The organism is Faecalibacterium taiwanense (assembly GCF_036632915.2).
Taxonomy (GTDB): domain Bacteria; phylum Bacillota; class Clostridia; order Oscillospirales; family Ruminococcaceae; genus Faecalibacterium; species Faecalibacterium taiwanense.
This window is the reverse complement of sequence record NZ_CP155552.1, coordinates 837,440-850,582: the sequence shown is the minus strand read 5'-3', so window position 1 is coordinate 850,582 and position 13,143 is coordinate 837,440. Positions and strand designations below refer to the sequence as shown.

General features: G+C 51.6%; 11 protein-coding genes and 2 pseudogenes. 11 read left to right on the top strand and 2 right to left on the bottom strand.

Features of this window, described 5'->3' with window-relative positions; genetic code table 11:
* The 4 genes from PXT33_RS04155 (at position 1) to PXT33_RS04140 (ending at position 2,621) form a co-directional block, all read left to right on the top strand.
* Entirely contained in the window at positions 1-387 is a 387-nt protein-coding gene (locus tag PXT33_RS04155; protein ID WP_015536783.1) for a DUF2500 domain-containing protein, read from the top strand.
* Between the two features lie 33 nt (positions 388-420).
* Positions 421-1,143: an AAA family ATPase gene (locus tag PXT33_RS04150; protein ID WP_005921747.1), complete on the top strand. Its 723-nt coding sequence runs from the start codon at positions 421-423 to the stop codon at positions 1,141-1,143.
* A gap of 21 nt (positions 1,144-1,164) precedes the next feature.
* Positions 1,165-2,100: a hypothetical protein gene (locus tag PXT33_RS04145; protein ID WP_332376000.1), complete on the top strand. Its 936-nt coding sequence runs from the start codon at positions 1,165-1,167 to the stop codon at positions 2,098-2,100.
* Between the two features lie 71 nt (positions 2,101-2,171).
* Positions 2,172-2,621, top strand: coding sequence for a hypothetical protein (locus tag PXT33_RS04140; RefSeq protein WP_055190176.1), 450 nt, complete (start codon positions 2,172-2,174; stop codon positions 2,619-2,621).
* 473 nt (positions 2,622-3,094) lie between these two features.
* Here the strand turns inward: PXT33_RS04140 and PXT33_RS04135 are convergent, their stop codons facing one another.
* Positions 3,095-3,502 (bottom strand): hypothetical protein, encoded by a 408-nt coding sequence (locus PXT33_RS04135; RefSeq protein WP_154261289.1) that lies wholly within the window; start codon positions 3,500-3,502, stop codon positions 3,095-3,097.
* A gap of 4 nt (positions 3,503-3,506) precedes the next feature.
* On the opposite strand from PXT33_RS04135, the gene PXT33_RS04130 reads away from it, so the two are divergent.
* From PXT33_RS04130 to PXT33_RS04110, 5 genes and pseudogenes are all read left to right on the top strand, one after another.
* The gene (locus PXT33_RS04130) at positions 3,507-3,854 is read left to right on the top strand and encodes a TnpV protein (protein WP_173012992.1); all 348 of its coding nucleotides are present in this window, start codon (positions 3,507-3,509) and stop codon (positions 3,852-3,854) included.
* A 368-nt stretch (positions 3,855-4,222) separates the two neighbouring features.
* Positions 4,223-8,283, top strand: a pseudogene (locus tag PXT33_RS04125) (hypothetical protein).
* Between the two features lies 1 nt (position 8,284).
* Complete coding sequence (locus PXT33_RS04120) at positions 8,285-8,614, top strand: plasmid mobilization protein (RefSeq protein WP_154261224.1); 330 nt, start codon at positions 8,285-8,287, stop codon at positions 8,612-8,614.
* Between the two features lie 108 nt (positions 8,615-8,722).
* Positions 8,723-9,001, top strand: a complete 279-nt coding sequence (locus PXT33_RS04115; protein WP_154261226.1) for a hypothetical protein — start codon at positions 8,723-8,725, stop codon at positions 8,999-9,001.
* 63 nt (positions 9,002-9,064) lie between these two features.
* Positions 9,065-10,447, top strand: coding sequence for a relaxase/mobilization nuclease domain-containing protein (locus PXT33_RS04110; protein WP_215675910.1), 1,383 nt, complete (start codon positions 9,065-9,067; stop codon positions 10,445-10,447).
* A gap of 56 nt (positions 10,448-10,503) precedes the next feature.
* Here the strand turns inward: PXT33_RS04110 and PXT33_RS04105 are convergent, their stop codons facing one another.
* Positions 10,504-10,698, bottom strand: a complete 195-nt coding sequence (locus tag PXT33_RS04105; protein ID WP_005924624.1) for a DUF3873 family protein — start codon at positions 10,696-10,698, stop codon at positions 10,504-10,506.
* Positions 10,699-11,211: 513 nt separating this feature from the next.
* On the opposite strand from PXT33_RS04105, the pseudogene PXT33_RS04100 reads away from it, so the two are divergent.
* Positions 11,212-11,418, top strand: a pseudogene (locus PXT33_RS04100) (PfkB family carbohydrate kinase); the annotation flags it as partial.
* 233 nt (positions 11,419-11,651) lie between these two features.
* Entirely contained in the window at positions 11,652-12,989 is a 1,338-nt protein-coding gene (locus tag PXT33_RS04095) for an FMN-binding protein (protein WP_097779472.1), read from the top strand.
* The last annotated feature ends 154 nt before the right edge of the window (positions 12,990-13,143 follow it).

Here is a 13,143-nt window from a genome sequence, read left to right as displayed (position 1 = left end):
ATGTTTTTTGGATGGTTTGACGCTATATTCAGCTTCATTTTCCCAATCCTGTTCCTGCTTTTTATTGGAATGTTTTTCTTTGCTCTAATTTCAAATCTCCGCACATGGAACAAAAACAACCACTCGCCGCGGCTTACCGTTCCGGCAACAGTGGTAGCAAAGCGCACCGATGTTTCGCATTCCAGCAGTGCCAATGCCGGAGATATGTCCGGTGCGCACGGATACGACACTAGCACATTTACATCGTACTATGTGACTTTTCAGGTGGAGAGCGGCGACCGGATGGAATTTGAAGTGGACGGAAGCGATTATGGTCTGCTCGTGCAGGGCGACATCGGAAAGCTGAGTTTTCAGGGCACCCGCTATCTTGGGTTTGAGCGGAGCTAAGTGTTTCTTACATTATATAGTATGGAGTGCTGTATGAACGATTTGTTTATCCAAGGGCTGACCATCGACTGGAACAGAGTTCGCCCATACAATTATGTTCGTCAGATTCCTGCCATCAGTGGAATCGACACTTTTACATTCCATAAGCCCATTACGTTCTTTGTTGGCGAAAATGGAAGTGGAAAATCTACGCTTCTGGAAGCAATCGCTGTTGCTTACGGCTTCAACGCAGAGGGTGGAACGAAGAACTATTCATTTTCCACATACAACTCCCATTCGGAACTATGTGAGGCTATGACGATTTCCAAGGGGTATCGCAGACCAAAGTTCGGGTATTTTCTCCGAGCAGAGAGTTTCTATAATGTAGCCACCAAGGAAATCGACTATTCCGATGACGATCATCCCTCCAAAGGCTATCACCAAAAATCACACGGTGAAAGTTTCCTCGCCATTGCGCAGGACTACATGGGTGCAGATGGAGTCTATATTTTTGACGAGCCGGAAGCCGCTTTATCCCCGCAGCGGCAGCTCACGTTACTGATCAACATTTATCGGTGTGCCCAAGAAGGGGCGCAATTCATTATCGTATCACATTCACCCATTCTCCTCGGAATGCCTGATGCTGAGATTTTTAGCTTCGACAATGGCACGATTCATCCTTGTCAGTATGAAGATACGGACAGCTACGTTATCACCAAAACATTTGTAAATAATCGGCAGCATTTTTTGAACCAGCTTCTGAACGAAGAAACGTAATGCCGGGAAAGGACATTCCATATGAGTGATTCTACGTTGAAAGAGCTTTGGCAGCAGGTCGCTGAAAAGAAAAGCTGCGAAGCAAAACAGAAAGAACTGACCGCCCAGAGAGATACGCTTGCTGATTGCCTGAAAAAGCTGGAAAAATCCAAGCTGGCAGAGCAGGCTGATGTGGACCGTCTGGAGGGACACAGCCTTGCCGCATTTTTCTATCAAGTGATTGGAAAAATGGATGAAAAGCTGGACAAAGAACGGCAGGAAGCCTATGCAGCCCGCGTCAAGTACGATGCGGCTCTCCATGATCTTTCTTCCGTTGATGCCGACTTGAAGCAGATTCAAAATAGACTGGCACGGCTGTCCGATTGCGAAAGTCAGTATCAAGCTGCTCTTTCCGAAAAAATCAAAAGCATCAAAGTCTCTGCCCACCCTGCCGCACAGCAGATTGCGGAAAGCGAAAGCCGCATTGCCGCACTGAAAGTTCAAAAGCGGGAGCTGCTGGAAGCCATCAACGCAGGAAAGACTGCCTTGCATACGGTCAACGAAGTTCTCGAAACCCTCGACAATGCCGAGGGCTGGAGTACATGGGACGTAATGGGCGGCGGTTTGATGGCCGATCTTGCCAAGTATGAGGAACTGGACGATGCGCAGAAACAAATCGAACAGCTTCAAGTGGAACTGCGGCGGTTCAAAACTGAGCTTGCTGATGTTGAGATCACCGCAGACCTTCAGGTTACGGTGGACAGCTTTTTGAAATTTGCGGATTTCTTCTTTGACGGCCTCTTTGCAGACTGGGCAGTTCTGGATCACATCAATCAGGCACAGAGCCGTGTAGAGAACACCAAGGGCCAGATCAAGCGTGTCCTCGCACTTCTGAAAAAGATGCGCGAAGATGTTGATGTCCAAATCGCTGACGAAAAAGAGAAGCAGGAGCAGCTTGCAGTGGAAACCGAGCTGTAGGGTTGGAGTGTTCGCTTATGTGATATGCTCAACTCAATAAATCGGAATCGAGGGAGTAGGAGAAATTGAGATTGGAGGATAAGTTGGTGAACAAGATTTTCAAAGGTCTTATTCGATTTTTGATAGAAGTGATAGTTATGACTGTTTTGATTGTTGGGATCAACATATTTACTAATGGTATGTATCTTTGGGGATTGCCCCGCATAAATGATATTCAGTCTGTAAATATCACGTATCCGAGTGTCACGGATGATGTTAAAGAAATTTCGAGCAGTGAGGACATTGAGTTAGCCTTAAAGCTAACGGGATTTCTGAAATATGATTTATTTGGGGAAGTGAATAGCGAAGAAGAACCCGCTATTACAATTACTTATTTTCTCAAGGATGGAACAAGCAAAACAATCTCCGCTAATAACACTACTGTCTGGTGGAACAATAAAATTCATGTAATCAAGGACAAGGAAATGTTTGTCAACCTAACAGAGGGAATTTTCTTTCTGGAAGATTTACAAACAAAGTAAATCAATTCCTGTTTGACGGACTATCAAATTATTACACACCTTCTGCGGGCGACCCTCAAAACGGTTGCCCGCTCTTTTTATACCCTAAAATCCGAAAAAGGAGGAACGCTATGCCAAGCAAAACCGAAGAATATCTTGCCCTTGCTCAGCGCACGGCCAACGGCTTGACCCGATACTGGGAAAGCTGGACGGACTATCTGACCACCGCATCCCGGCTGTACAAGTACCCCTTTGCAGACCAGCTGATGATCTACGCCCAGCGGCCCGATGCCACCGCCTGCGCCGACTATGACATCTGGAACAACCGGATGAACCGTTATGTCCGGCGCGGTTCTAAGGGCATCGCCCTGCTGGATGAATCCAGCGGATTCCAGCGCCTGCACTACGTTTTCGATGTGTCGGACACCGGGGTGCGCCGTAATTCCCGTGACCCCGACCTGTGGCAGTACAACGATGACCTGAAACAGCCGGTTTCAGAAATGCTCGCCGCCACCTACGGCATCAGCGGAGAGCGTGTCAGCCAGCAGCTTGCGGATGTTGCCGGGAAACTGGTGGCGGATTACTGGGACAACAACAGCGAGGACATCAGCGCCATCGTTGACGGTTCGCTGCTGATGGATTATGATGAAGCCGGGGTGGAGATGCAGTTCAAGTCTGCCGCCGCCATTAGCGTCACCTACACGCTGCTGGAACGCTGTGGATTTGAACCGGATGGCTATTTTGACAAAGACAGTTTTCAGGCCATCTACGATTTTTCTACCCCGGACACTGTCTACACACTCGGTGCCGCAGTCAGCGACATCAGCCGCGAAGTCCTGCGCACCGTCGAGCGGGCAGTCAAAACAACCATTCGCCGCCGAAACAATGAAAGGAGCCAGCATAAATATGAGCAGCAATCTGAGTTATACGCAGACCGGGGATTATCTTCTCCCGAACCTGACCCTGCATCAGCCGAAGAACCCGCTGGGCAAGTACGGCAGGATGCGCCTGAACTTTCTGAAACAGCAGCACCCGGTTCTGTACCACACGATGCTCCTGAACGGGAGCCTGTACCCGACCCTGACCGAACTGGAGCAGACCGCAGCAGCGATGAAGAAGCAACTGATGGCCGATCTGCTGGCGAAGAACCCGGCCCCGGACAAGGAGAAGAATCAGATGGCGTGGGTACAGCACATGAACAGCCTACAGGAGCAGGTCGAGGAAGTGATTCGGACGGAACTGATCTACAGCTAAGTTTTCTGGATGCCGTCATCCCCACCGAAGCCCAGCAAATTGAACATATCGACCGAGCGGAGAGCGAAAAATCGCCCTCCGCTTTTGTTTTGTCGCAGGCTGAAATTGAGAATGAACTGCGCAAGCATGGTTCCGGTTTTCAGGATGGCAAGCAGCGAATCATCGAACTGTACCAGACACAGCCCGACCGCAAACTCCGCGCTAAAGCATTGGCGAAAGAGTACGGCATCGGCGGACATTCGCAGGATTTTCTGGATGGCAGCAGCGGTTTTGTAAATCATGATGGAAAAGGACTTGAATTTGACCACTACCCGGATCATCAAAAGGTTACGTTAAGCTGGACACAGGTCGAGAAATACATCGACCTGATGATTCAGTCTGACCGCTACCTGACCGATAAGGAAAAAGAGCATCGTGCCGCCGTGCAGGAAGCGGAACGACAGCTCCCAATGCTGGATGGTGATGCCGCTGCCGAATACAATGCTCTGAAAGAGCAGTACCCCAATACCCTGATTGGCTTTGAACTGGGCGGATACTTTCTGTTCTATGACAAAGATGCAATCACTGTAAAGGAAGTTTTTCGTTCTAATTTGCTGTCACAGGAAAATGCGCTGGGAAAAGTCAAAGTGACCGGCTTTTTGCGCAGAGAGTGGGTAGCAAAATCGCAGAAGCTGTGGGCCGAGGGCAACAGCATCTATCTAGCCGGACAGGGCGGAGATGGTACCCACCATCAGACAAAATATCTGCGAGAGGAAGATTATCTGCCGATCGGCATCATCATCAAGCTAGATGGCCGGGATTTCCGTGTGGATCACGTCAACTTCATGTTCAAATCCGTCAGCTTGCAGGACATGGACTTGACCAACAGCGGACAGCCCATCTTCCGGGTTGAACGGTTGCCCAATATCCGGGAACTGTATGAACAGCAGCAGGATGAAATTATTGACGTTTCTCCTGAAAAGGCTGTTGATTACAAGGTCGGTGACGAAGTTGTTGTTGACCTTCCCACCCGAACCATCGAAGGCAAAATCGGCTATGTTGGCGAAACCGATGTGCGCATCGACACCAGCGCGCATGGGCAGTCGTGGGATAACGAGGTACTCAACAAGCAGCAATTCGAGGACGGTCTGCGGCGGGATGAACCTACACCTGATGAGGAACTGGACAAGTTGCCTATCTCTGTGGAGGTCAATGGCGAGTGGCAGACCTTTCCGGATGCTGCTGCCGCAGACGAAGCCCTGAACGCTGAACCGATGCCGGAAGCCGCAGGAAATTTTCACATCACGGATGATAATTTGGGTGTCGGAGGCCCCAAGCAGAAATTCGCCCGCAATATTGAAGCCATCCAGACCTTGCGCACTTTGGAGCAGGAGCATCGCGGTGCCACCGCCGAGGAGCAGCAGGTGCTTTCGCAGTATGTAGGCTGGGGCGGTCTTGCAGATGTCTTTGACCCCAACAAGGAAAACTGGTCTGCCGAGTACACCCAACTGAAAGGGTTGCTCACCGAAGAGGAGTATGCCGCCGCCCGCGCTTCCACTCTGAATGCCCACTATACCTCTCCGGTGGTAATTCGCGCCATCTATGATGCTGTGGAAAAGATGGGCTTCCAGTCTGGAAATATCTTGGAGCCTTCCTTGGGTATTGGCAACTTTTTCGGTATGCTGCCCTCTGGCATGGCTGACAGCCGTCTGTATGGTGTGGAACTGGATTCCATCACCGGACGCATCGCCCAAAAACTATATCCACAGGCCGACATTACGGTTGCTGGCTTTGAAACCACCGACCGCCGAGATTTTTACGACCTTGCCGTAGGTAATGTCCCTTTCGGTCAGTACAAAGTCAACGACAAGGCGTACAACAAACTGGGTTTTTCTATCCACAACTACTTTTTCGCCAAGACTATCGACCAGATCCGACCGGGCGGCGTGATTGCTTTCGTGACCAGCCGTTTCACGATGGACAGCAAAGACAGCAGTGCCCGCAAGTACATGGCGGAACGTGCTGATTTGCTGGGAGCCATCCGCTTACCCAACAACGCTTTTAAGGCAAATGCAAGCACCGAGGTTGTTTCGGATATCCTCTTTTTGCAGAAGCGTGACCGCCCTGCAGACATCGAACCTGCATGGGTGCAGCTGGGGCAGACCGAAGATGGCTTCAATATCAATCAGTATTTTGTAGACCATCCGGAAATGGTGCTGGGAAATTTGGAACTAGAAAGCACCCAGTACGGCCATGACCTGACCGTTGCACCAATCGAAGATGCAAACCTTGCAGACCAGCTTACCGAAGCGGTGCAGCACATCGAGGGCCAGTACACTGCGGTGGAGATTGCCGCTCCGGACGTTGCCGATGCGGAAGTGCAGCGCAAAACTCTGCCCGCAGACCCTACCGTGAAGAATTTCAGCTATACTGTGGTGGATGGTGAAATCTACTACCGCGAGAACTCCATCATGACACAGATTGAACTGTCCGACAACGCCAAAGGCCGTGTGGCTGGCATGGTGGAACTGCGGCAGATCGTCAACGAGTTGATCGACCAGCAGTTGAATGACTTCCCGGACGAGGATATCAAGGCATCGCAGGCAAAGCTGAATTATGCCTACGATGCGTTTACTGCAAAATACGGTCTGATCAACGACAAGAAAAATGCCCGCCTGTTCGATGATGACAGCTCCTATTATCTGCTCTGCTCGCTGGAGAATCTGGACGAGAATAAAAATCTCAAATCTAAGGCAGATATGTTCACCAAGCGGACGATTCGCCCAGAACGTATTGTCACCAGCGTGGATACCCCCAGCGAAGCACTGGCAGTGTCCATCGGGGAGCATGGCAAAGTAGACCTGCCTTATATGGCAGAACTGCTGGGCACTCCCGGTAACTATGAGCGCATCACCACCGAATTGTCCGGCGTGATTTTCAAAGACCCTGCTGCGGATGCTGACGACCCGGAAGCCGGCTGGCAAACAGCGGACGAATACCTTTCGGGTAATGTGCGCGATAAACTACGGATGGCACAACTTGCTGCAGAAAGCCGCTCGGAGTTCAAGGGCAATGTGGACGCACTGACTAAGGCGCAGCCCAAAGATTTGGAAGCTTCTGAAATTGATGTGCGGCTGGGTGCCACATGGCTTGCCCCTCTATTGTGCAGCAGTTCATGATGGAAACTTTTCAGCCGCCCTATCGTATCCGCTACAACAATGCCATCACCGTTCGCTACTCCCCTTACACTTCCGAATGGCGGATCAGCAATAAATCTGCTACTGGCTTTGGTGACATTATGGCCACCGAACTTTTCTCCAAGGTACGCAGCGGACAGGTGCGTGTGCTGCTGGGCAGCACTGCCAAAATGGGAGCAGGGACCAACGTCCAGACGCTGCTCGTAGCGGTGCATCATCTGGATGTAGGCTGGCGTCCGTCTGATATGACCCAGCGCAACGGCAGAATCATCCGCCAAGGCAACCAAAACAAACAAGTCTACGTCTATAACTACGTCACGGAATCGACATTTGACGCCTACCTCTATCAGACCCTTGAGAATAAACAGAAGTTTATCTCGCAGATCATGACGAGCAAATCGCCTATGCGATCTTGCGATGATATTGACGAACAGGCTTTATCTTACGCAGAAATCAAGGCTCTGTGTGCAGGCGACCCTCGCATCCGGGAAAAGATGGACTTGGACGTGCAGGTAGCAAAATTGAAGGTGCTGCGCGGAGACTTCCAGAATCAGAAATATCGTCTGGAGGATAAGCTGCTCAAAACTTTCCCGGAGGAGATCCAGAAACAGAAAACCCGCATTGCTGCTTTGCAGCAGGATTCACAGATTGCAGCAGCACACCCACAGGACAAAGAAAACTTCTGCGGCATGACTATCAAGGGCATGGTGTACGATGACAAAAAGGCTGCGGGCGAACGGCTTTTGCTGGCTCGGCAGGAGATGCCTAATGCCGACATGATGTTGCTGGGCACCTACCGTGGCTTTGAACTGAATATTCGGTTCGACAGCTTTAAGAATGAGCATCAGGCCGTTCTTCGGGCAGAGTTGAGCTACCCGGTATCGCTGGGCGATGATGCGCGCGGCAATATCACTCGTCTGGACAATGCCATCGACAACTTTACGGACCGTATTGCAGACGCCGAAAATGCTCTGCAAAATCTGGAGCAGCAGAAACAGGCTGCAGAGGTTGAAGTGGCAAAGCCCTTCGCGCAGGAAGAAGAACTGGCTGAAAAGTCTGCTCGCCTTGCCGAACTGAATGCTCTATTGAATATCGACCGTGACCGCAGTTCCTCGCAGGATGCTCCCGAAGAAGCAGAGGAAACCGAAGCACCCGCAACTCGTCCGTCTGTGCTGTCTGCACTGGAAGAAAAAGCCAATCAGCCAGAGCCTGTTAAGCCGTTCAAAAGCTATCTGGATAAGGAGGGCCGATAATTTGAAAAAGCGGGAACACCGTCTCTTTATTCGTGTGACTGATGAAGAACGGAACTGCATTTTAGATAAGATGTATGGCATGGGCATCCACAGCCTGAGTGCCTATATCCGCAAAATGGCATTGGATGGCTACTGCCTGAATCTCGACCTTCCGCAGCTGCGGCGCATGGCTTATTTGCTCCAGAATTGCAGCAACAACTTGAATCAGGTAGCAAAACGCGTCAACGAAAGCGGCAAGATCTATTCTGCCGACCTTGCCGATCTACGCACCCGGCTGGATGAACTGATTGATATCGGTAAGCAGATTCTTTCCAAGCTGGCAGAGCTATAAAAATTCCCGCAGTTGGAGGACTGCGGGTGTACATATAATGCTTGACATCCTTGCAACGTAGTAGTCGATACCTTTATAATAAGGGCGAACAGAAAGGAAGTGCTTGATATGATGTCTATGCTGAAGAAAGTTGTTCTTTTCCCGATTTCTCTCTTTGTGGCGTTTTTGGCTCTCATGGCAAAGTGGCTGCTCACTTTGTCCAGTTATGTGGTCGCTCCGCTGATGCTCTACATCTTCGGCTGCGGCATCTACACCGCCTGCCGTCAAACTTGGGATCAGTTTCTTATCCTGCTGGTGTCCGAGTTCATCTGCTTCATCCTCTTTTTCGGTGCAACTGCCATCACCGAGGGTATCGGGCGTTTTAGTGAATGGCTTGCAGAACTGTAAGAAATAGTTTTAATCCTTTGCCGCCTTCGGGCGGCATTTTCATTTTATAGGGGGTGATTCGTGATGGCTGCGACACGATTGATCGCATTGCACAAGAATAAGGGAAAGACCGTTGCGGCCTGTTTGAAAAGCCGCACAGATTATGTGCAGAACCCCGATAAGACCGAGCAAGGTGAATTGGTGAGTTGCCACGAGTGCAGTCCTCTGACAGTCGATGAAGAATTTATGCTTACCAAGCGGCAGTATGAACTTGCTACCGGGCGCAGACAGAAAAGTGACGTGATTGCCTATCAGATCCGGCAGTCGTTCAAACCCGGCGAGATCACCGCCGAAGAAGCCAACAAGGTGGGCTACGAACTAGCCATGCGCTTTACCAAGGGCAAACACGCCTTTGTGGTGGCAACGCACACGGACCGTCACCACATCCATAACCATGTGATTTTCAACTCCACCGCATTGGACGGTTCAAAAAAGTTCCGGGATTTTTTCTTTTCGGCACTGGCCGTTCAGCGGTTGAGCGACTTGATTTGTCTGGAGCATCAACTCTCTGTTATTGAAATAAAGCCCTACCGGGAACGGCAGAAACGTACCCTCTATCCACCCAAAGAAAGCAATCGTGATAGGCTGTGTGGCATCATCGACAGTATCCTTGCAGAAAAGCCCAAGGATTACGAAGATTTTCTGCAAAAACTGGAACAACAGGGTTATGAGGTCAAGCGTGGAAAATACACTTCCGTCAAGGGCGCACGACAAAAACGGTTCATCCGATTCAAAACGCTGGGCGCAGGCTATAGCGAGGACGAACTGAAAGCAGTGATTGCAGGAAAAGCAGAACACCATCCCCACCAGAAGCAGCCGCCCCAAGAGCAACCGTTCCAATTGCTGGTTAACATTCAGGCAAAGCTCTCCGAGGGCAAAAGCGAAGGCTATGCACGATGGGCGAAAAAATATAATCTGAAAGAAATGTCCAAGACGCTGATTTTCTTGCAGGAGCACAAAATTGGCAGCACAGATGAACTGAATGAACGCGCAGCGGCGGCAACAGAAAAATATCACCAGCTGGGAGATTCCATCAAAGCCGCCGAAACACGGATGGCGGAAATTGCTGTGCTGAAAACGCACATCGTCAATTACGCCAAGACCCACCCAGTCTACGATGCCTACCGGAAAGCGGGATATAGCAAAAAGTTTCTGGATACTCACCGGGAAGAAATCACACTGCACAAAGTAGCCAAGGCCGCTTTCGATGAAACTGGCTTAAAAAAGCTGCCGAAGGTCAAAGCACTGAATGCAGAGTATTCCGATCTTCTGACCCAAAAGAAAGCAGCCTACCCGGACTATCGCAAGGCACGAGAAGAAATGCAGGAGTTGGTAAAGGCACAGAAAAATATTGAATTGTTCTTCACAGAAGAAAAAGACGCACAGGAAAAGCAGCAGACCCGATAAACGAAAGTCGCCGAGGATTCTAACCCTTTCATGGGGCGGAATCCTCGGCGACTTTTTTAGTTTATGTAGCAGCGATCCTGCGTTACGAGCCAATCTTCACACAGCCGTTGGGCTTCATCTGTTGAGCGGCACACGCAATTGAACAGCTTGCCGTGCAGGGAGCAGTAGGTGTAACGGATTTTGGGCACACCGTTCTCATCCCGAAACTTTGTGTAGCGTTCCTCACCGGGCATCAGATAAAGCTGCTCCATTTCTGCATCGTCCTTTCCGTTTTCATGTGTCAGGCACACAACGCACCTATTCTATCATGAACTTAGGAATTATGCCATTGACGCTTGCACCAAAAAGCGCCCCGGATTTTCGGAGAGAGTGTGCATTGACACATTCAATAGCGTTCGGAAAGAATGCGCAGCCTGCACCGGAACGGTGCAGATCAGAAAGGGTTTGGGATTTCCCAACAAGCATTTTGCAACGCAAAATTTGCATTTGTGCGCACGAATGCACTGCTTGCTACAATGGTGTTGGTTCTGAGAAGTTCACAGCCAGTGAGCTATACAGATGCCCAAACCTAAGCTACAATGAAGATGTGCTGAGAGAACGAAGCATTGCTTGAGCTGAACGCTCGTACGCGCAAACTGTTCTCCGCCATCTCCATTGCAGCGTTCGATTGACGCAGGTTGAGTTATCGGCAGATAAAAATGTTGCCGTACATTCGTGTCACAAAGCAAGCTGAATCGGTAATGGGCATAGGCGGAACCGGCATTAATATCCTCGACCGCGTGGGCGGCGGCGATGCCTTCGCCAGCGGCCTCATCTACGCCATGCTGCACGACTACAAGGCCATGGATATGATCAACTTTGCCGTGGCCAGCAGCGCCATCAAGCACACCATCCACGGCGATGCCAACATCACCGACGAAGTAAGCTCCATCCGCAACCTGATGAACATGAACTACGACATCAAGCGTTGAGTTTCGCCTTAGCGCTTCCGTCTGCCGGGAACCGACCGCTGCACGTTGGTTTCCGGCTTTTTTATACCGTCAGCGTCACAAATTGACACCAATTTATCATTCTTCACGAAGTATGTGCTAAAATCTCTTGACAGCACCTCACAAAATATGTTATCTTTTGTAAACATCCTTGAAAAGATATGACATTTTCTGGGGACCGAACACAAACCGATTTTTCTCTGGAGGAAAGACCCATGAAACAGGAGATCATCCGCAAACTGAGCGCTGCCGTGGCCATGAGCCTCGTTGTTGGCGTCTCTCTGGCCGCCTGCGGCGGCAGCAGCAGCTCCACCGCTGCCGGTGTGACTAAGACCGGCTCTGCCGACGGCTTTGGCGGTGCTGTCACCGCCACCCTGACCGTGGATGCCAACGGCACTGTTACCGACTGCAAGCTGGAAGGTGCACAGGAGACCGAAAGCATCGGCGGCGCTGCACTGGAAGAGCTGTCCAAGCAGGTCGTGGCCGCCAACGGTCCCGCCATCGACGGCGTTGCCGGTGCCACGGTGACCACCAAGGCCGTCCGGAAGGCTGTTGCCGCCGCACTGGGTGTGGAGCTGGCCGAAGAGGCTCCCGCCGACTCTGCTGCCGCAGCCCCCGCTGAGCCCGCCGCCATCGTCCCGGTGGAAGGCGGCATCCAAATCGGTCAGGCCTATGCTGCCGCCCACGGCACCAAGTGCTTCACCGAAGCGGTGGCTGTGGTGAAGGATGACGTCATCCTCGCCGCCTACCTCGACGATTTCCAGTTCACCAGCGCCGATGCAGGCGTGACCGCTGTGCCCAACTCCGACTCCGACTTTGCCGCAGGCTACGCCGAGGGCAAGGTGCTGATGTCCAAGCGGGCCAACGCTGATTATTACAGCAAGATGATGGCCGAAAAGGGCGGCTCCACGGTCGCTCTGGACGCAAACTTCGATGCCATCCAGAACTTTGCCGTCGGCAAGACCATCTCCGAGCTGGAGGATGTGGCTGCCAAGGGTGCCGAGGCTGTGGACGCCGTCTCCGGCGCAACGCTGGTGGATACCGCCGGTTATCTCTCTGCCATCGTGGATGCCGCCAAAAACGCCCAGACCACGCAGGCCGTGGAGTTCAACGGCAGCTCCGAGGACCTGAAGCTGAATGTGGTCTATGGGGCCGCACACGGTACCAAGTGCTTCACCTCCGGCGCTGTCGCCACCGCCGGGGACACCATCGTGCTGAGCTACATTGACGAGTTCCAGTTTGCCGGTTCGGACGCCGGGGTCGTCGGTGTGCCCAACTCCGATTCTGACTTCGGCGCAGGCTACGCCGAGGGCAAGGTGCTGATGTCCAAGCGGGTCAACGCCGATTACTACAGCAAGATGATGGCCGAAAAGGCTGGTTCCACCGTTTCGCTGGATGCCAACTACGACGCCATCCAGAATCACGTGAACGGCATGAGCATTGCCGACGCCGAGGCTCTGAGCAAAGATGAAAAGGCTGTGGACGCCGTTTCCGGTGCCACGCTGGTGGATACTGCCGGCTACGTTGGTGTGCTGGTGGATGCCGCAAAGTAAGGCAAGAAAAATAACGTTCCTCTGAACACAGCAGCGCCCGCCGGGAGATCTCCCGGCGGGCGCTGCTTATTTATTATACGCAGTCAGCACAATCTAACCATCTGGTGGAAGGAAAGGCAGGCCACCTGTATGTAGTCTGCCTTTTGCCTGATGC

Excerpts from the sequence above, each read along its gene's own strand:
- PXT33_RS04105 (WP_005924624.1), bottom strand. The coding sequence starts at position 10,698 with ATGGAGCAGCTTTATCTGATGCCCGGTGAGGAACGCTACACAAAGTTT.
- PXT33_RS04135 (WP_154261289.1), bottom strand. The coding sequence starts at position 3,502 with ATGCTGGCTCCTTTCATTGTTTCGGCGGCGAATGGTTGTTTTGACTGC.
- PXT33_RS04150 (WP_005921747.1), top strand. The coding sequence starts at position 421 with ATGAACGATTTGTTTATCCAAGGGCTGACCATCGACTGGAACAGAGTT.
- PXT33_RS04155 (WP_015536783.1), top strand. The coding sequence starts at position 1 with ATGTTTTTTGGATGGTTTGACGCTATATTCAGCTTCATTTTCCCAATC.
- PXT33_RS04115 (WP_154261226.1), top strand. The coding sequence starts at position 8,723 with ATGATGTCTATGCTGAAGAAAGTTGTTCTTTTCCCGATTTCTCTCTTT.
- PXT33_RS04095 (WP_097779472.1), top strand. The coding sequence starts at position 11,652 with ATGAAACAGGAGATCATCCGCAAACTGAGCGCTGCCGTGGCCATGAGC.
- PXT33_RS04110 (WP_215675910.1), top strand. The coding sequence starts at position 9,065 with ATGGCTGCGACACGATTGATCGCATTGCACAAGAATAAGGGAAAGACC.
- PXT33_RS04130 (WP_173012992.1), top strand. The coding sequence starts at position 3,507 with ATGAGCAGCAATCTGAGTTATACGCAGACCGGGGATTATCTTCTCCCG.
- PXT33_RS04145 (WP_332376000.1), top strand. The coding sequence starts at position 1,165 with ATGAGTGATTCTACGTTGAAAGAGCTTTGGCAGCAGGTCGCTGAAAAG.